Source organism: Xanthomonas bromi, assembly GCF_900092025.1.
In the GTDB taxonomy this organism is placed as follows: domain Bacteria; phylum Pseudomonadota; class Gammaproteobacteria; order Xanthomonadales; family Xanthomonadaceae; genus Xanthomonas; species Xanthomonas bromi.
This window is the reverse complement of sequence record NZ_FLTX01000037.1, coordinates 26,875-43,829: the sequence shown is the minus strand read 5'-3', so window position 1 is coordinate 43,829 and position 16,955 is coordinate 26,875. Positions and strand designations below refer to the sequence as shown.

Here is a 16,955-nt window from a genome sequence, read left to right as displayed (position 1 = left end):
TCTGCATGCCGCGCGTCCTGCGCCGGAGTGCGCGCTGATGGCGATCCGTCAGTTGCCCGAGATCCTGATCAACCAGATCGCTGCCGGCGAGGTCGTCGAACGGCCCGCATCGGTGGTCAAGGAACTGGTCGAAAATGCGCTCGATGCCGGCGCCACGCGCGTGGATATCGAACTCGAAGAAGGTGGCGTGCGGCTGATCCGCATCCGCGACAATGGCGGCGGCATCACCCCGGACGAGCTGCCGCTGGCGGTGTCGCGGCATGCCACCAGCAAGATCGCCTCGCTGGACGATCTGGAAACCGTCGCCACGCTGGGATTCCGCGGCGAAGCGTTGCCTTCGATCGCCTCGGTCAGCCGTTTCACCCTGACCTCGCGCCGGCACGATGCCGAACACGGCTCCGCATTGGAAATCGATGGCGGCCGCCTGGGCGAGGTGGTGCCGCGTGCGCATGCGCCGGGCACCACGGTCGAAGTGCGCGAGCTGTTCTTCAACGTACCGGCGCGGCGCAAGTTCCTGCGTGCCGAACGCACCGAACTCGGCCATATCGAAGAGTGGCTGCGTTCGTTGGCGCTGGCGCGGCCGGATGTGGAATTGCGCGTCTCGCACAACGGCAAGCCGTCGCGTCGCTACAAGCCAGGTGATCTGTATTCGGATGCGCGGCTGGGCGAAACCCTGGGCGAAGATTTCGCACGCCAGGCCTTGCGCGTCGACCACAGCGGCGCCGGTCTGCGCTTGCATGGCTGGATCGCGCAGCCGCATTACTCACGTGCCAGCACCGACCAGCAATACCTCTACGTCAACGGCCGTTCGGTACGCGACCGCAGTGTGGCGCACGCGGTGAAGATGGCCTACGGCGATGTGCTGTTCCATGGCCGTCAGCCGGCCTATGTGCTGTTTCTGGAGCTGGACCCGGCACGCGTGGACGTCAACGTGCATCCGGCCAAACACGAGGTGCGTTTCCGCGAAGCGCGGCTGATCCACGATTTCGTCTATCGCACCTTGCAGGATGCATTAGCCCACACCCGCGCCGGCGCGACCCCCAATAGCATCGGCAGCGATGGCGTGGGCGATACGGGTGCGACCTCTGGCGGAATGGGCAGCCTCGCTGGCGGAGGCATTCCCAGCCATGGCAGCGCATCCGGTGTCAGCAATCGCGCGTACAGCTACGCCAGCTGGACGCCTTCGCAGACGCCATTGGGCCTGCGCGTGGACGAAGCGCGCGCCGCCTACAGCGCGCTGTATGCGCCGCCGCCGAGTAACGCACAGCCATCGGCGGGGATGCCGGCCATGGCCGGCACCGGATTGCCGGCAACCGCAGAAGACAGCGGCGTGCCGCCGCTCGGGTATGCCCTCGCACAGTTGCACGGTATCTACATCCTGGCCGAAAACGCCGAGGGTTTGATCGTGGTCGATATGCACGCGGCGCACGAGCGCATCGGCTATGAGCGGCTCAAAAATGCGCACGACAGCATCGGCCTGCACGCACAGCCCTTGCTGGTGCCGATGACGCTGGCGGTCGGCGAGCGCGAAGCCGACACCGCCGAGCGCGAGGCCGACACGCTGGCCACGCTCGGTTTCGAGATCACTCGCGCCGGCCCGCAATCGCTGCACGTGCGCAGCATTCCCGCGCTGTTGGCCAATGCCGAACCGGAGGCGTTGCTGCGCGACGTGCTGGGCGATCTGCGCGAGCATGGTCAAAGCCGCCGCATCGCCAGCGCACGCGACGAACTCCTCTCCACCATGGCCTGTCACGGCGCGGTGCGTGCGAATCGCCGCCTGACCGTGCCGGAAATGAACGCCTTGCTGCGCGACATGGAAACCACCGAGCGCTCGGGGCAATGCAATCATGGCCGACCGACCTGGGCGCGGTTTACGCTGAGCGATATCGATCGTTGGTTTCTCAGGGGACGTTGATGGCAGTGCACAGGGGAAAGCGCTGGCTGCTCGGCATGCTGGTGGTGGCAGTGTTGGTCGGGTGCGGGCGCGATGCACCACCGCCGGCCGCGCCGGTGGCACACGACAAGGCATTTCTGGCCGACACCGCCGCTTGGCGGCAAGCGCGCCTGAAAGAACTGAGCGCGCCCGACGGCTGGACCAGCCTGGTCGGCCTGCACTGGCTGTCGCTGAAGGCGCATTACATCGGCAGCAGTGCCGACAGCGGCATCAAACTGGCGGTGGGCCCGCCGAAGATGGGTATGGTGGCCACGGAGAACAACGCGGTCTGGTTCGTGCCCGAGCGTGGCGCGGCGCTGACCCTCGACGGCAAGCCGCTGACCGGCAGGATCCGCTTCCAGTCCGACCGCGATCCGCAGCCCACCCTCATCCATTTCGACGACGGCAAGGGTGTGCTCAGCCTGATCCATCGCGGCGACCGTTATGCGCTGCGCGTCAAGCATGCCGACGCGACGTCGCGCACGCACTTCGCGGGTCTGGATTACTGGCCGGTGGATCCCTCCTGGCGTATCGCCGCGCGCTATGTGCCCAATCCTGTCGACAAGACCATTCCGATCGTGGATATCGTCGGTATCAGCAGCGAGCAGCCGAACACGGGCGCGATCGCGTTCGAACGCGACGGCAAGACCTATCGATTGGAAACCATCGGCGAGCCGGGGCGGCCGATGTTCGTGGTATTCGCCGACCGCACCAGCGGCCACGGCAGCTATCCGGCCGGACGCTTTCTGGATCTGGACGTGCCCGACGCCTCCGGGCACGTGGTGGTCGATTTCAATCTCGCCTACAACCCGCCCTGTGCGTTCACCCCGTTTGCCACCTGCCCATTGCCGCCGCCGGAAAACCGCATCGACCTGGCGGTGTCGGCGGGCGAGAAATCCTACAAGGCGCCGCACTGACATGCGTGAGACTGACATGCGCGGAGGAACGCGATGAAAAAGCAACCGGCTACCTCGACGCGTCAACGTATCGCCGCCTGGTGCAGCGGCGCGCTGCTCGGCCTGACCTTGTGGAGCGGGGCGCTCGTGCCAGTGCTGGCGCGCGGTGCCAGCGATGCACCGGCCGGCCCGCCGGTGCCGCTGTTGTGGAAGGTCGATGGCAAGGGCGGCACGCTGTATCTGCTGGGCTCGTTCCATGTGCTCAAGCCCAGCGACTACCCGTTGTCGCCGGATGTGATGCAGGCCTTCGCCAAGGCCGACCGTTTGCTGTTCGAGTTGCCACCTGACGATGCGCAATCGCCTGAGCTGGCCAGCCGCATGTTGCAGGCCGCGCGGCGCACCGATGGGCACACGCTGCAGGCCACCCTGGATGCGAAGACCTGGCAGGCACTGAGTGCCTATGCGCGCAAGTACGGCATGTCGCTGGACAGCCTGCAGCCGCTCAAACCCTGGTTCGTGGCGCTGACGATCAGCCTGGCCGAGATGACCCGGCAAGGTATGGACCCGAACGCCGGGCTGGACCATTACCTGATGGAACAGGCGCAGACGCGCGGCAAGCCGGCCGACGGCTTGGAGCGCGCCGCCGAACAGATCGCTTTACTCGATGGCATGTCGCCGACCGAGCAGCATCAGTTGCTGGAAGAGTCCCTGGACGAGGCCGATGCCACCGACCAACTACGCCACTTGCATGCGGCCTGGCGCAACGGCGATGTGCATACGCTCTCTACGCAGATGGCCGAAGACATGCGCCGCCACTATCCGGCGCTGTATCAGGACATCAACGTCGAGCGCAATGCGCGTTGGGTGCCGCGTCTGGAACAGCGGCTCGGCAAGGGCGGTGGAACCACGCTGGTGGTGGTCGGTGCGCTGCACTTGCTGGGGAACGACGGGGTCGTGGAGCGTCTGCGCGCACGCGGCTACCACGTGGAGCGGATCTGCACGGCCTGCGCAACGCAGGCCGGCCGCTGATGGGCTGCGCCTAGGAGCGTGATGCTCCTGGCGCAGCGTTCGACTCAGCCTCGATTGCGTGGCTTGCCGGTTGTACCGTGAGTATTGCCGGCTGAGCCGTGCGTGCCGGTCCCCATCGGGCCGCTGCCCATGCTGCCGGCGCCCGGCGGAGTCGGCGGCGTGCCAGGGCCGCCCGGACGACCGAAGCCGGCGCCGAAGTTGCGCTGGAACTCCTGCCACAACTCCAGGTTGCGCTCGGTCAGCTGGTTCATCATTGCCCACGGGGTCTGCCCGAGCAGGTTGCCCATCTGCTGGCGGAACTGCTGCTGCTGGTCCAGGAAGACCTGCATGCTGCGCTCCAGGTAGTTGCCCATGAAGCCCTGCAGCGAGTCGCCATAGAAGCGGATGATCTGGCTCAGCAACTGGGTGGAGAGCATCGGCTCGCCGTCCTGTTCGCGGTCGGCGATGATTTGCAGCAGTACCGCTCGGCTGAGATCTTCGCCGCTCTTGGCGTCGCGCACTTCGAATTCTTCGCCATCGATGATCAGTTGGCGCACATCTTCGATGGTGATGTAGCTAGAGATTTCCGTGTCGTAGAGACGGCGATTGGGATACTTCTTGATGATGCGAAGTCCGGCCATGGAACGTTCACCCGCACTGATAGTGCGCGCAGGATGGCGCACCGCAGCAGTGCTTGCAACAGCCAAATAGCCTTATTTGCTTAAGCGGACACACTAAAAATGTTGCGCAGCATGATTTTTGCCGTGAATCCATGCTGCGCCGCAAAGTTGCAGCAAACCTTACCAGCCCATGTGATGGCCGCCGTTGATGTCCAGATTGGAGCCGGTGATCCATGCAGCCTCTTCCGCGACCAGGAACGCCACCGCGTAGGCGATCTCCTCCGGGCGGCCCAGGCGCCCGGTGGGGATCTCGGCCACGATCTTGGCGCGCACTTCCTCCGGGACTGCCATCACCATGTCGGTGGCCACATAACCGGGCGAGACCGTGTTGACGGTGACCCCGAACGCGGCGTTTTCGCGCGCCAACGAAATGGTGAAACCGTGCATGCCGGCCTTGGCAGCGGCGTAATTGGCCTGGCCGTACTGGCCCTTGAGCCCGTTGATGGAGCTGATCTGGATCACCCGGCCCCAGCCGCGCTTGCGCATGCCCTCGATCACCGGACGGGTGACGTTGAACACCGAATTGAGGTTGGTGTTGATGACGTCGTGCCACTGTTCGGCGGTCATGCGGTGGAAGGTGGTGTCGCGGGTGATGCCGGCGTTGTTGACCAGCACCTCGATCGGCCCCAGCGCCGCTTCGACGTCTTCCACCAAGGCGCGCGCATGCTCGGATGAGGCTACATCGCCGCGAAACAACGCGAAATCATAGCCCTGTGCCTGCATGCGCTGCTGCCAGTCGCGTGCCTTTTCTTCATTGCGGAAATTGCTGGCGACCCGGTGGCCCTGGTCAGCCAGGCGCTTGCAGATGGCGGTACCGATGCCGCCGGTGCCGCCGGTGACCAATGCGACGCGAGATGTCATGACGACTCCAATCAAAACAAGTGAGGCTGAGGGCGATCCGGGCGCGTGGCGACGCTGCCGCGCCCGGTCACCGGTGCTGGGGCGCAATTCTAGTCACGCTGGAGCCCGGATGCGCGCCTATCGAAGTCCAGCGAGCCTCGGCGCGGCAGCCGGTGTGGCGAAAAATGCTGCACGGCATGCTGCAGCAGCGTCTCCACCGCGGCATGCCGTGGCAGCGCGGCCGGCCGTTGGCCTAGCGCGGCCCAGGCGGCGTGCAGGGCCGGCAGTGGATCGGTATCGTCCAGCGGCGGTGCATCGTGCGATTTGGACAGTTTGCGGCCGTCGCCATCCAGTATCAGCGGCAGGTGCAGGTAGCGTGGCTGCGGCAGGCCCAGTGCGCGCTGCAGCAGGATTTGGCGCGGGGTGGAGTCGAGCAGGTCGGCGCCGCGCACCACGTCGGTCACGCCCTGCGCTGCATCGTCCACCACCACCGCCAGTTGGTAAGCCCAATAGCCATCGGCGCGGCGCAGCACCACATCGCCCACATCGGCGTAGACATCCTGCAGCACCCGGCCTTGTAGCGCGTCGTCGAAGCCGACCGCCGGTTGCGGCGGTACCCGTAGGCGCACCGCACGGCGCTTGCCCAACGGTGCGATGCAGCCGTGGTGGACGCCGCCCATGCCAGCCAGGTGGGCGCGGCTGCAACTGCACTCGAATGCGTGGCCGGTTTCCAGCAGGTGGGTGATGGCGGCGGTGTAGGTCGCATCGCGCTCGGACTGCCGGATTACCGGCATGTCCGAGTGCAGCCCGAACGCGGCCAGCGTACGCAGCTGCCGTTCGGAGGCGCCAGGTTCGGCACGCGGCGGGTCGATGTCTTCGATGCGTACGCACCAGTGTCCACCGGCGTGCCGTGCCAGCAGCCAGCTGCCGAACGCAGCCAGCAGGGAGCCGAAGTGCAGGGGGCCGGTAGGCGAGGGCGCGAAGCGCCCGAGATAGGAGGGCGATGGCATGGGCTGCTGAATCGTCGGTCAGGTGCTCGCTTGATTTCAAGCCGCGGCACCCGCAAATCCGCAACAGTTCACCCCGCATCCGTGGAGCCATCGCGCCATGTTCAACCGCATTTTCCTGTTCCTGCTGACCAACCTTGCGGTCCTGATGCTTGCCGGCATCGTGATGTCGGTGCTGGGCGTCAATCCTGCGCAAATGAGTGGTTTGTTGGTGATGGCCGCCATTTTCGGCTTCGGCGGCTCGTTCATCTCCCTGCTGCTGTCCAAGTTCATGGCCAAGCGCAGCACCGGTGCGCAGGTCATTACCGAGCCGCGCACGCCCATCGAGCGCTGGTTGCTGGAGACCGTGCGCCGTCAGGCCCAGGCCGCCGGCATCGGCATGCCGGAAGTGGCGGTGTACGACGGCCCGGAGATCAATGCGTTCGCGACCGGCGCCAACCGCAACAACGCCTTGGTTGCGGTGTCCACCGGCTTGCTGCAGAACATGGACCAGGATGAGGCCGAGGCGGTGCTTGGCCACGAGATCGCCCACGTCGCCAACGGCGATATGGTCACCATGGCGCTGTTGCAAGGCGTGCTCAATACCTTCGTGATCGTGCTCGCACGCGTGGTCGGCGGCATCATCGACAGCGCCGTGTCGGGTAACCGCGAAGGCGGGCGTGGCTTTGCGTACTACATCATCGTGTTCGCATTGGAGATGGTGTTCGGCATGTTCGCGACCATGATCGCCATGTGGTTCTCGCGGCACCGCGAATTCCGCGCCGATGCCGGCGGCGCGCAGCTGGCCGGCCGCAGCAAGATGATCGCTGCGCTGGAGCGTCTGTCGCTCAACCATGGCCAGAACACCTTGCCTTCGCAGGTGCAGGCGTTCGGCATCTCCGGCGGGGTGGGTGAGGGGCTACGCCGCCTGTTTCTGAGCCATCCGCCGCTGACCGAGCGTATCGCGGCGCTGCGTGCCGCCAACGGCACTACCATGTAAGTTGCCGAGGCTGTCGCTGCCTGCCAGCCAACAAAAAACCCGCGAGATGCGGGTTTTTTGTTGGCGCGCGATGTGGTGGAACGAGCGGGGTGGTGCCGGTTTTCAGCCGAATTCGTAATTCATCAACGGCCCCGTCGGCGCAACGAAATCACCTTGCACGTAGTCCACGCCGGCACTGAAAAAGCTGCTCATCGATTGCGCATCGGCGACGAATTCGGCCACCGTCAGGATGCCCGCCGGCTGCGCGCGCGAGGTGATCTCGCGAATCTTATCCTGGCTTTCCCGGGCCGAGGCGATGTCGCCGGTGATGCCGCGATCCAGTTTGAGGAAGGCGGGCTGGAAATGCGCCAGCAACTGGAACGAATCCAGACCCGAGCCGAACTGTTCCAGCCCAACCTTGCAGCCCATCGCCGACACCGATGCCAGGAACTGCTGCGCGTTGCGCAGATGCGTGAATACTTTCGATTCCGGCGTCTGCAGCCACAGCCGCTCACCGGGCACGCCGTAGACCGCCAATTGTTCACGGATGGTGTCGATCATCTGCGGGTCGGAGAACGAGTTCGGCCCGATGCGTACCAGCAGGTGCGTCTTGTGCCCGGCACGCTGGCGTTCGCCCAGATGCCGGATCGCGCGCGCCACCACCCAACGGTCGATCTCGGTGATCAGATCGTGTTCTTCGGCAATGGCCATGAAGGCGTTCGGCGACATCATTTCGCCATTGCGCTCCAGACGCAGGGAGGCCTGGTACAACTCCAGCGGATCGCCCTGCAGATTGAGCGCTGGCTGGTAATACAGCACAAAGCCATCGCCGACCAGGGCCTGGCGCAATTGCTCGACCCAGCGTTCGATCCGTTCTTCTTCCGCCCGGTCGGATGCGGCCGGGTCGTAGATGCTGATCGCATTTCCACCGAGCTCGGCGGTGGTACGTACCGCTTCAGTACCGCGATTGAGCACCTGACCGATGCTGGCAATCTTTTCGCCGATCTGTACGCCGCCGATGCTGACCGTCACCGTGGCAGAGCGCGTGCCGACGCTGAAGACATGCTGCGCGAACGCGTCGCGCACGATTTCCGCCAGTGCGTGCGTGCGCGCGTAATTGCCGTTCATCAGCAGCGCGAAACTGTGTTCGCCGAAGCGTGCGGCCACCACACTGTCGTCGAGCACGCTGGCCACGTGCGCGGCGAGCGCGGCAATCAGCGCATCGGCCGAATCCAGACCGAATTCCGGCAGGATGCGTGCGTAGTGATCCGGCTCGATCAGCAGGAAACCGGACTGGCCTTCGCTACGGCCAGCCTGCGCCACTGCCTGTTCCAGCGCCACCATGAAGGTGGGACGATTGAGCAGGCCGGTGACCTGGTCGCGCTGGCGCAGGTCCTCGACCTCGCGCGCCAGTTCCGGATCGAATTCCTCGCGACGCCGGAACACCACCTGAATGCACGGCTCGCCTTCGTAGGTGGCGGTGGCAAATTCCATCGTGGCCGGGAAGGTGTCGCCTTCCAGCCGACGCGCGTCGACCTTGTATTGCGCGGGCGGCGGCTCGCCCTTGGACATTGCCTTGAGCAGCTGTTTGAAATCGTCGACGTATTGCGCGGCGATCAGGTCCAGCAGCGAGATACCTTCGACATCATCGAACGACTCGAAGCCGAACATTTCCAGATAGGCGTCATTGGCGCGGATGTGCATGCCTTCATGCACGTAGGCGATCGGGTCGCGCGATGAGGCGATGAGTGCGTCGCAGCGGCGCTCGGTCTCGCGCATCTGCGCTTCGATACGGCGCAACCCGCGGCGTGCCTGCAGGTCGTCCCACTCCGAGCGCACCAGCGCGAGCAAATGTTCGGGGCGGTGACGCAATGCGATGGCACGCACGCCGTGCGAAGCGGCCTCGACCAGCGCATTCTCTTCGATCCGCTCGGCCAGCAAGATCATCGGAATGTCCTTGCCGCTGCCGGCGACTTGCGTCTGCAAGGCGCTCATGGGTATTTGTTGCGCCTGACCCAGGATGGCCAGATCGATCTGGCCCGACAGCATGCCGGCCAGCTCTTCCTGGTTTTGCGGCCGCGAAGGACGCACTGCAATCCCGCCGTTGCGCAGCGCGGTGACGATGGTCTCGGCACTCTCCACGCTGTCGTCGACGATCATCAGGCGGAGGGTGAGATCTTTGCCTTTTTGCATGCGAGTCTCCCTGGAGACGGGCTTTAATACACGAAGGGGGTTTGGCACGTCCACGTGTGTGGAGCATGCCGCATGGAGTGTGAGACGTGGGGCAAAATTTACGGGTGGGAGATGCCTTGCCTGTACGCACGCATGGCTTAAGTCGCTAGCCACCAGCGTCGTCTCGCCATCGGCGTTACGCCACGCTTCCTGCTGCATGGCCGGATGCCCACGCCCACTGGAAGTTGTAACCGCCCAGCCAGCCGGTGACATCCAGTACCTCGCCGACAAAATACAGGCCTGCCACCAGGCGCGACTCCATGCTCGCACTGGAGACCTGGTTGGTATCGACCCCGCCCAAGGTGACTTCAGCAGTCCGGTAGCCCTCGGTGCCGCTGGCGATCAACGGAAAGCTTCCGAGCAGCTCGGCAGCAGCGAGCAGCTGCGGCGGATCCAGCTGACGCACCGGCTTGTCTGGCAGCCACACCTCGCACAGGCGTTGCGCAAATCGCTTCGGCAGCACCTCGGCCAGCACGTTGCGCAGCTCGGTGGCGCCGCGTTGCTGCTTTTGTTCGCGCAGCCACGCCGCTGCATCGTGACCAGGTAACAGGTCCAGCCGTAGGTCGTCGCCCGGCTGCCAGTACGAGGAAATCTGCAGGATCGCCGGGCCGCTGACGCCGCGGTGGGTGAGCAGCATGAAATTGCGGAAGCTGACCCCGTTGCAGTGCGCTTCGACTGGCAATGCCAGCCCGGACAATTCCTGCAGACGCTCCTGATGCTTGCCGCTCAGGGTCAGCGGTACCAGCCCCGCACGCGTCGGCAGCAGCGTATGGCCGAATTGCTGGGCCAGCGCATAGCCGAAGCCGCTGGCGCCCATGCTCGGTATCGACAGCCCGCCGGTTGCCACGATCAAGGACTGCGCCTGTACGTGTCCCTGGCTGGTCCGGACCTCGAACCCATCGCTGCTACGCTGGACCGACAGCACCTCGCACTGGGTGCGGATCTGCACGCCTGCCGCGTCGCATTCGTCCAGCAACATGCGCACGATCTGCTTGGACGAGACGTCGCAGAACAACTGGCCCAGTTCTTTCTCGTGATAGGCGATGGCATGCCGTTCGACCAGTTCCACGAAATCCACCGGGCTGTAGCGCGCCAGCGCGGATTTGCAGAAATGCCGATTGGCCGAAATGAAATTGCCAGGCGTGGTGCCGGTATTGGTGAAATTGCAGCGTCCGCCGCCGGACATCAGGATCTTCTTGCCCACCTTGTTGGCATTGTCGATCACCAGCACCTGGCGGCCGCGCCGCCCGGCAGTGAAGGCGCTCATCAGCCCGGCGGCGCCGGCACCGATGACCAGCACTTCGCAACGCATGCTCATTCGGCAGGGGCTTGCCGCACCATCGGGGTCAGGGTGACGCTGCCGTGGTCGGCCAGCATCTGCACTTCGCCGTCCTGAATGATCACGTCAAAGCGCATGCCGCGCTGGATGAGTGCGCCGAGCGCTTCGGTAGCCTGCGAGTCGAGTTCGATCACGCGCAGGTTGCGGTGCCGACCCATGGCGTTTGCGTGCTTCTTCCACCAGGTTTCGGTGGCCTGGCCGCCGTAGCCGATCACCACCGCTTCTCGCGAGCGATTGCAGGCCTTGCGCACACGGCTCTCGTCGGGCTGGCCGAGGTCGATCCACAGATCCGGATCGCCGGTGTAATCGCGGCGCCATAGGTCGGGCTCGTCTTCGTTGCTGAGGCCGCGGCCGAATTCCAGACGGTCGTCGGCGAACAGCGCAAACGCCAGCAGACGCACCATCAGGCGCTCGTCGGTCTCAGAAGGGTGCTGGGCCAGGGTCAGCGAATGGTTGGCGTAATAGCCGCGGTCCATGTCGCTGATCTGGAGTTCCGCCCTGCGGACGGTGGCGGTGAGGGCCATCAGGATGCCGGTTGCAAAGGGCGCTCATGATACGCGCCCGCTTCAGCTGCGGCGCGTTACCTCGGTGCGTGCGGTTGCGCGGCCAGCCAGCGGTCCAGCTGGGCGGCGAAGGCCTGGCGATCGCGTGCATGTAATGCCGGCGGCCCGCCGGTCGCGATGCCGGCGCCGCGCAGCTCCTCCATGAAACCGCGCACCGACAGGCGCTCCTTGATGGTGTTGTCGGTGAACGCCTCGCCGCGCAGTCCGATCGCTGTGGCGCCGGCGTCCAGTGCGCGCGCAGCCAGCGGGATGTCCTGAGTCACCACCAGGTCGCCTGCGGTCACTCGTTCGGCGATCGCATCGTCGGCTGCGTCCGGGCCGCATGGCACCTGCCATGCGCGCACATGCGGCAGGCTGGGCGTGCTGAGAGAGTGGTTGGCGACCAGGGTCACGGCGATGCCTGTGCGCGCGGCGGCGCGGAACAGGATGTCGCGGATCGCCGCGGGGCAGGCGTCGGCATCGACCCAGATCTGCGCTGGTGTGGGGGCTTGAAGCGTATTCATGGGGCGATTGTGGATCGGGACGGGCCTGACAGACAGTCGGATTTGGCCCGACTGCAAAAGATTTGACGCAAGGTGTCGCTTTTTGCCGAAAACACGAGTACTGTGCACGCACTGTGTTTGCAAGGGTCACCGTGAATCGTGGCCTGGTGCAGCCGGATCGTTACAGATCTCGCTTCATCGTTCCGCTTTACCAACGCCTGCAACTCAGTCTCAGTTCCGGCTTTTCGGACGCTGCGATTTATCAATCTATAGTTCAGGAGTTAGTAAAATGTCAGATGCATCACGTCAGAGCGGTACCGTGAAGTGGTTCAACGATGCCAAGGGCTTCGGCTTCATCACCCCGGAAAGCGGCCCGGACCTGTTCGTGCACTTCCGTGCCATCCAGGGCACCGGCTTCAAGTCGCTGCAGGAAGGCCAGAAGGTCACCTTCGTCGCCGTGCAGGGCCAGAAGGGCATGCAGGCTGACCAGGTGCAGGCGGTCTAATCCGTCTGCAACCCTAGGGTTGCCAAAAACGCCGGTCGCGCAAGCGCCCGGCGTTTTTTATTGCCTGCAAGAAAAGTGGGGCAGCGTTGGTCAAGCGTCCGCCAGGCGCTACGTGCGCACAGCGACGACGTGTGGATCGGTAGGATGTGCACTTTCCGCGTGCAGCCATCTCATGATCACTGTTCACCATCTCAATAACTCCCGTTCCCAGCGCGTGCTGTGGCTGCTGGAGGAACTGGCGCTTCCGTACCGGATCGTGCGCCATGAGCGCGACCCCAAGACCATGCTGGCGCCGCCAGCGCTGCGTGCTATCCATCCGCTGGGCAAATCGCCGTTGCTTGTCGATGGCGATCTGGTGGTGGCCGAGTCGGGGGCGATCCTGGAGTATCTGACCGAGCGCTACGACACCGAGTGTGCGCTGTCGCCGTCGCCGCGGCCGCTGGATTCGCCCGAGCGCCTGCAGTTCCGCTATTGGATGCATTACGCCGAAGGCTCGGCGATGCCGCCGTTGCTCATGACACTGATCTTCGGTCGGATTCGTAGCGCGCCGATGCCGTTCTTCGCCAAACCTATCGCGCGTGCGATCGTGGACAAGGCGATGTCCGGCTTCGTTGGTCCGCAGCTCTCGCTGCATCTGGACTGGATGGAGCAGTCGCTGCAATCCAGGAGCTGGTTCGCTGGCGAACGCTTTACCGCTGCCGACATCCAGATGAGCTTCCCGGTACAGGCCGCGGCTGCACGCGGCGGCGGGCTGGAGAAGTACCCGCGTCTGCGCGCGTTTCTGCAACGGAGCGAAGCCCGTCCTGCCTATCAGGCCGCGCTGAAGAAAGGTGGCCCGTTCGAGTTGATGGGAGGCAAGTCGCCGACGTGATTTGCGCAGGGTCGTAGGGCGCAAGCCAGGGCGGGCGGAATGGATTGCGTTCTACCGCCACTGGGCGATGCATTCCCCAATCCCTAGACCAACGAGACCTTCGTCGGCATCGACTCTCTCAGTCATTGTCAGCAGGTAATCGTTGACCAGCCAGGTCAGGCGTATCCATGTTCAGGGCGCCCGACACTGACGTATGAACTGCAGCGTGTCGCTCAGCACCTGCGAGTGCTCGGGTGATTTGCGTAGCGCCAGCAGGATGCCGAGATGGCCCATGCCCGGGTAGACCTTCAGCTCGGCGGAGCCGCCTTCGCGTTTGAGCGCTCGCTGCAGCGAGATGCTGTTCTGTAGTTCGACCACGCGGTCGGCATCGCCGTGCAGCAACACCATGGGCGGTTCGTCGCCACCGACGTAGCGCACCGGCTGGGATTGCCGTTGCGCTGCCGGCGCGTCGCCGAAGATCTCGACCAATTCCGGGTCGGTCATCGGCATGAAATCGTAAGGTCCGGCCAGGCCCACCACGCCGCATAGCTGGTGGGGTTTGAGGCCTTGTGCCTGCAGCCAGCGGGCATCGGTGCCGAGTAACGCGGCCATGTGTGCACCGGCCGAATGGCCCATTACCGCCAGCCGGTTGGGGTTGCCACCGTAGGCGTGCGCGTGCCGGTAGCCCCATGCGGTGGCGCCTGCGGCGTCAGACATGAAGCCATGCAGTCCGACCTGCGGATACTTGCGGTAGTCGGCCACCATTGCCACGACGCCCTGGCGCGCAAGCGCGCGGCCAACCCAGCGATAGTTGGCGCGCGAACCGTGCTTCCAGGTGCCGCCGTAGAAGAACACCACCACCGGCGCGTCGACTGCCCCGCGCGGTTGGTAGACATCCAGTGCCAGGCCGTGTGCGGGATCGAACACCTGGTCGCGATGCTCGACGATACCGGCCCGGCTGGAGGTGGCGTTGATGCCGCCAAAGAAGACGCTGCTGCAGGCCGTCATCGTCAACGAACCGAGCAGCAGCATGGCAGGACGGAACCAGCGGGAGGTGCGCGAGGGCATGGGCAATATCGGCAGGAGGGCGGGAAAGGTGTTTGGTAGCAGTTGCGAACGCAACAGGCCAGGCAAGCGCAGACCGAGACGGTGGCGACCCGGCACTGCGGTCTCCGTCATCACCGGTGTCTGGTCTACATCGGATCCGCGGCCAGCGGCTATTAGCGGCTATCGCACGTCGCAAGCATGTGCAGGACGAGTCCGCTCGGTGCAAGCCAGTCGAGTGAAGATACGGTGCGCAGGCAGCACCGGATGCGGCGTTACCCATGTCAGGTTCACCGCCGGTGACCTAGGCTTGCGGACATGACACAACTGCACTTCGACAACCGCTTGCGCCAGCAGCTGCCCGGCGACCCGGAAGAGGGGGCACGCCGGCGCGAGGTGACTGCCGCCTGGTCGGCAGTGCTGCCGACACCGGTCGCCGCTCCTTGCCTGATTGCGCATTCGGCAGAAATGGCCCACGTGCTGGGCCTTGATGCAGCCGAGATAGCCAGTGCACGGTTCGCCCAGGTGTTCGGCGGCAATACGCTGTACCCAGGCATGCAGCCTTGGGCGGTGAATTACGGTGGTCATCAATTCGGGCATTGGGCTGGGCAGCTCGGCGACGGGCGGGCGATCTCGCTGGGCGAGGCGATTGGTGTCGATGGCGGGCGCTACGAATTGCAGCTCAAGGGGGCCGGCCCGACGCCTTATTCGCGCGGTGCCGATGGGCGTGCGGTATTGCGTTCGTCGATCCGCGAATTCCTGTGCAGCGAGGCCATGCATCATCTGGGCGTGCCGACCACGCGCGCCTTGAGTCTGGTCGGTACCGGCGATGCGGTGGTGCGCGACATGTTCTACGACGGCCGCCCGCAACGCGAGCCCGGTGCGATCGTGTGTCGTGTGGCGCCCTCGTTCATCCGCTTCGGCAATTTCGAATTGCCCAGCGCACGTGGCGATAGCGCCTTGCTGCGGCAATGGGTGGATTTCACCATTGCGCGCGATTTTCCGGAGCTGGCCGGTACTGGCGAAGCGCTCTACGCCGACTGGTTTGCACAGGTGTGCGAGCGAACCGCGGTGATGGTGGCGCACTGGATGCGGGTCGGGTTCGTGCATGGGGTGATGAATACCGACAATATGTCGATCATGGGGTTGACCATCGATTACGGCCCGTATGGCTGGGTCGACGATTACGACCCGGACTGGACGCCTAACACCACCGATGCGCAGGGCCGGCGCTATCGCTTCGGCACCCAGCCGCAGGTGGCGTATTGGAACCTGGGCCGGCTTGCGCAGGCGCTAGCACCGTTGTTCGCCGACCAAGCGCCGCTGCAACAGGGGCTGGATCGCTTCCGCGAGACCTATCTGGCGTGCGACCGGCGCGACGCCGCCGCCAAGTTGGGGTTGGCCGAGTGCCACGACGAGGATCTGCAGCTGATCGATGCGCTGCGCGCACGGATGCGCGACGCGCAGATGGATATGACCCTGACCTTTCGAGGCCTGATCGACCTGTCGCCCGAGCATCCGGACCCCGCGCAGCTGCGCGATGCTTTCTACGATGAAGACAAGCGCGCGGCGGATGCGCCGCAGTTGCAGGCGTGGTTGCAGCGCTACGCCGCGCGTCTGCAGCAGGACGCGCTGTCGCCCGAACAGCGCCGCGCGCGCATGCGCCTGGCCAATCCGCGCTACGTGTTGCGCAACTATCTGGCCCAGCAGGCGATCGACCAGGCCGAGCAGGGCGACCCGTCCGGGGTGCAGGAGTTGCTGGAAGTCATGCGCCGCCCTTACGACGATCAGCCCGGGCGCGATGCATTCGCTGCACGGCGGCCGGAGTGGGCACGCGATCGCGCCGGGTGTTCGATGCTGTCGTGCAGTTCCTGAGGCGCTCAGATGCAGGTATGCCGTAAAACCAACGGCAGCGGCGTGCGCGGCCTAGAATAGGTGCATCCCCACCGGCTAAGACGCCACCGCCCTCATGACTGACTGCAGCCGCTGCACCGGCACCAGCTCTTCCGGACCCAACCATTGGTCGGAACGGATCCGCGACATCGTCGATTTCCCCAAGCCGGGCATCGTGTTCAAGGACATTACGCCGCTGCTGTCCGATGGTCCGGATTTCGCTTCGGCGCTGGACGAAATGGCGCAGCCGTGGCGGACCACGCCGCTGGACGCGGTGCTAGGCATCGAGGCGCGCGGTTTCATTCTGGGCGCGGCCTTGGCGCGCGAACTGCGGACCGGTTTCGTACCCGTGCGCAAGCCGGGCAAGTTGCCCGGGCGCACGCTGATCCAGGAATACGCATTGGAATACGGCACCGATCGCATCGAAATGCACGAGGACGCGTTACCGCGCGGCGCGCGCGTGCTGATCGTCGACGATGTGCTGGCGACCGGCGGCACCTTGCGTGCGGCGCTGGGGCTGGCTGCACAGCTTGAGCTTGAAGTCGTCGGCGCGGCGGTGCTGGTCGAGTTGCAGGCGCTGCAGGGTCGCCAGAAATGGGCCGACGATGTGCCGTTGCTGGCGACGCTTTCTTACTGATTCGCGCGTTCTGCGGCGACCCTGGATGCGCGGATGTGCGCGCATCCAGGCGTGTTTTTACTGAGAAACATGCGGCCGTCAGCACGCC

General features: G+C 65.0%; 16 protein-coding genes. 8 read left to right on the top strand and 8 right to left on the bottom strand.

Annotation, left to right across the window (positions count from 1 at the left end; translation table 11 throughout):
* Positions 1 to 37: 37 nt before the first annotated feature.
* From mutL to XBLMG947_RS11975, 3 genes are read left to right on the top strand one after another with little or no spacing between them, the layout of a single operon-like run.
* Positions 38 to 1,915 carry a DNA mismatch repair endonuclease MutL gene (gene mutL, locus XBLMG947_RS11985; protein ID WP_065468912.1) on the top strand — a complete coding sequence of 626 codons (1,878 nt, stop codon included), beginning with the start codon at positions 38 to 40 and terminating at the stop codon, positions 1,913 to 1,915.
* Complete coding sequence (locus XBLMG947_RS11980) at positions 1,915 to 2,850, top strand: DUF1684 domain-containing protein (RefSeq protein ID WP_065468911.1); 936 nt, start codon at positions 1,915 to 1,917, stop codon at positions 2,848 to 2,850. The genes mutL and XBLMG947_RS11980 overlap by 1 nt, the downstream gene beginning before the upstream one ends.
* Positions 2,851 to 2,883: 33 nt before the next feature.
* Positions 2,884 to 3,858, top strand: a complete 975-nt coding sequence (locus XBLMG947_RS11975; protein WP_065468910.1) for a TraB/GumN family protein — start codon at positions 2,884 to 2,886, stop codon at positions 3,856 to 3,858.
* A 44-nt stretch (positions 3,859 to 3,902) separates the two neighbouring features.
* Here XBLMG947_RS11975 and phaR read toward each other — a convergent pair whose 3' ends face one another.
* The 3 genes from phaR to gluQRS form a co-directional block, all read right to left on the bottom strand.
* Positions 3,903 to 4,478 carry a polyhydroxyalkanoate synthesis repressor PhaR gene (gene phaR, locus XBLMG947_RS11970; RefSeq protein WP_065468909.1) on the bottom strand — a complete coding sequence of 192 codons (576 nt, stop codon included), beginning with the start codon at positions 4,476 to 4,478 and terminating at the stop codon, positions 3,903 to 3,905.
* A gap of 159 nt (positions 4,479 to 4,637) precedes the next feature.
* Positions 4,638 to 5,378: a beta-ketoacyl-ACP reductase gene (gene phbB, locus XBLMG947_RS11965; protein ID WP_065468908.1), complete on the bottom strand. Its 741-nt coding sequence runs from the start codon at positions 5,376 to 5,378 to the stop codon at positions 4,638 to 4,640.
* An 89-nt stretch (positions 5,379 to 5,467) separates the two neighbouring features.
* The gene (gene gluQRS, locus XBLMG947_RS11960) at positions 5,468 to 6,367 is read right to left on the bottom strand and encodes a tRNA glutamyl-Q(34) synthetase GluQRS (protein WP_065468907.1); all 900 of its coding nucleotides are present in this window, start codon (positions 6,365 to 6,367) and stop codon (positions 5,468 to 5,470) included.
* Positions 6,368 to 6,464: 97 nt separating this feature from the next.
* Between gluQRS and htpX the strand changes: the two genes are divergently transcribed.
* Positions 6,465 to 7,343 (top strand): protease HtpX, encoded by an 879-nt coding sequence (htpX, locus tag XBLMG947_RS11955; RefSeq protein WP_065468906.1) that lies wholly within the window; start codon positions 6,465 to 6,467, stop codon positions 7,341 to 7,343.
* Positions 7,344 to 7,445: 102 nt separating this feature from the next.
* Here the strand turns inward: htpX and XBLMG947_RS11950 are convergent, their stop codons facing one another.
* From XBLMG947_RS11950 to XBLMG947_RS11935, 4 genes are all read right to left on the bottom strand, one after another.
* Positions 7,446 to 9,515 (bottom strand): EAL domain-containing protein, encoded by a 2,070-nt coding sequence (locus XBLMG947_RS11950; RefSeq protein WP_065468905.1) that lies wholly within the window; start codon positions 9,513 to 9,515, stop codon positions 7,446 to 7,448.
* Between the two features lie 175 nt (positions 9,516 to 9,690).
* A complete protein-coding gene (locus tag XBLMG947_RS11945; protein ID WP_065468904.1) occupies positions 9,691 to 10,872 on the bottom strand; it encodes a BaiN/RdsA family NAD(P)/FAD-dependent oxidoreductase in 1,182 nt (393 codons plus the stop codon).
* Positions 10,869 to 11,417, bottom strand: coding sequence for a YaeQ family protein (locus XBLMG947_RS11940; protein WP_017114650.1), 549 nt, complete (start codon positions 11,415 to 11,417; stop codon positions 10,869 to 10,871). Before XBLMG947_RS11940 ends, XBLMG947_RS11945 begins: the two co-directional genes overlap by 4 nt.
* Positions 11,418 to 11,473: 56 nt before the next feature.
* A complete protein-coding gene (locus XBLMG947_RS11935) occupies positions 11,474 to 11,959 on the bottom strand; it encodes a YaiI/YqxD family protein (RefSeq protein ID WP_065468903.1) in 486 nt (161 codons plus the stop codon).
* A 268-nt stretch (positions 11,960 to 12,227) separates the two neighbouring features.
* On the opposite strand from XBLMG947_RS11935, the gene XBLMG947_RS11930 reads away from it, so the two are divergent.
* Positions 12,228 to 12,443, top strand: a complete 216-nt coding sequence (locus XBLMG947_RS11930) for a cold-shock protein (RefSeq protein ID WP_005923176.1) — start codon at positions 12,228 to 12,230, stop codon at positions 12,441 to 12,443.
* Between the two features lie 172 nt (positions 12,444 to 12,615).
* A complete protein-coding gene (locus XBLMG947_RS11925; RefSeq protein WP_065468902.1) occupies positions 12,616 to 13,314 on the top strand; it encodes a glutathione S-transferase in 699 nt (232 codons plus the stop codon).
* Positions 13,315 to 13,485: 171 nt separating this feature from the next.
* Here XBLMG947_RS11925 and XBLMG947_RS11920 read toward each other — a convergent pair whose 3' ends face one another.
* On the bottom strand, positions 13,486 to 14,361 hold the full coding sequence (locus XBLMG947_RS11920) for an alpha/beta hydrolase (protein ID WP_065468961.1): 876 nt from the start codon (positions 14,359 to 14,361) through the stop codon (positions 13,486 to 13,488).
* 294 nt (positions 14,362 to 14,655) lie between these two features.
* Here XBLMG947_RS11920 and XBLMG947_RS11915 point away from each other — a divergent pair, with 294 nt between their 5' ends.
* On the top strand, positions 14,656 to 16,212 hold the full coding sequence (locus XBLMG947_RS11915; protein WP_065468901.1) for a protein adenylyltransferase SelO: 1,557 nt from the start codon (positions 14,656 to 14,658) through the stop codon (positions 16,210 to 16,212).
* Positions 16,213 to 16,306: 94 nt separating this feature from the next.
* Positions 16,307 to 16,867 (top strand): adenine phosphoribosyltransferase, encoded by a 561-nt coding sequence (locus XBLMG947_RS11910; protein WP_065468900.1) that lies wholly within the window; start codon positions 16,307 to 16,309, stop codon positions 16,865 to 16,867.
* Positions 16,868 to 16,955: the final 88 nt, after the last annotated feature.

What these genes read in the sequence shown, in the direction of transcription:
- XBLMG947_RS11980 (WP_065468911.1), top strand. Translation starts at nt 1,915, where the DNA reads ATGGCAGTGCACAGGGGAAAGCGCTGGCTGCTCGGCATGCTGGTGGTG.
- XBLMG947_RS11975 (WP_065468910.1), top strand. Translation starts at nt 2,884, where the DNA reads ATGAAAAAGCAACCGGCTACCTCGACGCGTCAACGTATCGCCGCCTGG.
- XBLMG947_RS11915 (WP_065468901.1), top strand. Translation starts at nt 14,656, where the DNA reads ATGACACAACTGCACTTCGACAACCGCTTGCGCCAGCAGCTGCCCGGC.
- gluQRS (WP_065468907.1), bottom strand. Translation starts at nt 6,367, where the DNA reads ATGCCATCGCCCTCCTATCTCGGGCGCTTCGCGCCCTCGCCTACCGGC.
- XBLMG947_RS11940 (WP_017114650.1), bottom strand. Translation starts at nt 11,417, where the DNA reads ATGGCCCTCACCGCCACCGTCCGCAGGGCGGAACTCCAGATCAGCGAC.
- XBLMG947_RS11910 (WP_065468900.1), top strand. Translation starts at nt 16,307, where the DNA reads ATGACTGACTGCAGCCGCTGCACCGGCACCAGCTCTTCCGGACCCAAC.
- XBLMG947_RS11920 (WP_065468961.1), bottom strand. Translation starts at nt 14,361, where the DNA reads ATGCCCTCGCGCACCTCCCGCTGGTTCCGTCCTGCCATGCTGCTGCTC.
- XBLMG947_RS11925 (WP_065468902.1), top strand. Translation starts at nt 12,616, where the DNA reads ATGATCACTGTTCACCATCTCAATAACTCCCGTTCCCAGCGCGTGCTG.
- XBLMG947_RS11945 (WP_065468904.1), bottom strand. Translation starts at nt 10,872, where the DNA reads ATGAGCATGCGTTGCGAAGTGCTGGTCATCGGTGCCGGCGCCGCCGGG.
- XBLMG947_RS11935 (WP_065468903.1), bottom strand. Translation starts at nt 11,959, where the DNA reads ATGAATACGCTTCAAGCCCCCACACCAGCGCAGATCTGGGTCGATGCC.
- mutL (WP_065468912.1), top strand. Translation starts at nt 38, where the DNA reads ATGGCGATCCGTCAGTTGCCCGAGATCCTGATCAACCAGATCGCTGCC.
- XBLMG947_RS11930 (WP_005923176.1), top strand. Translation starts at nt 12,228, where the DNA reads ATGTCAGATGCATCACGTCAGAGCGGTACCGTGAAGTGGTTCAACGAT.
- phbB (WP_065468908.1), bottom strand. Translation starts at nt 5,378, where the DNA reads ATGACATCTCGCGTCGCATTGGTCACCGGCGGCACCGGCGGCATCGGT.
- XBLMG947_RS11950 (WP_065468905.1), bottom strand. Translation starts at nt 9,515, where the DNA reads ATGCAAAAAGGCAAAGATCTCACCCTCCGCCTGATGATCGTCGACGAC.
- phaR (WP_065468909.1), bottom strand. Translation starts at nt 4,478, where the DNA reads ATGGCCGGACTTCGCATCATCAAGAAGTATCCCAATCGCCGTCTCTAC.
- htpX (WP_065468906.1), top strand. Translation starts at nt 6,465, where the DNA reads ATGTTCAACCGCATTTTCCTGTTCCTGCTGACCAACCTTGCGGTCCTG.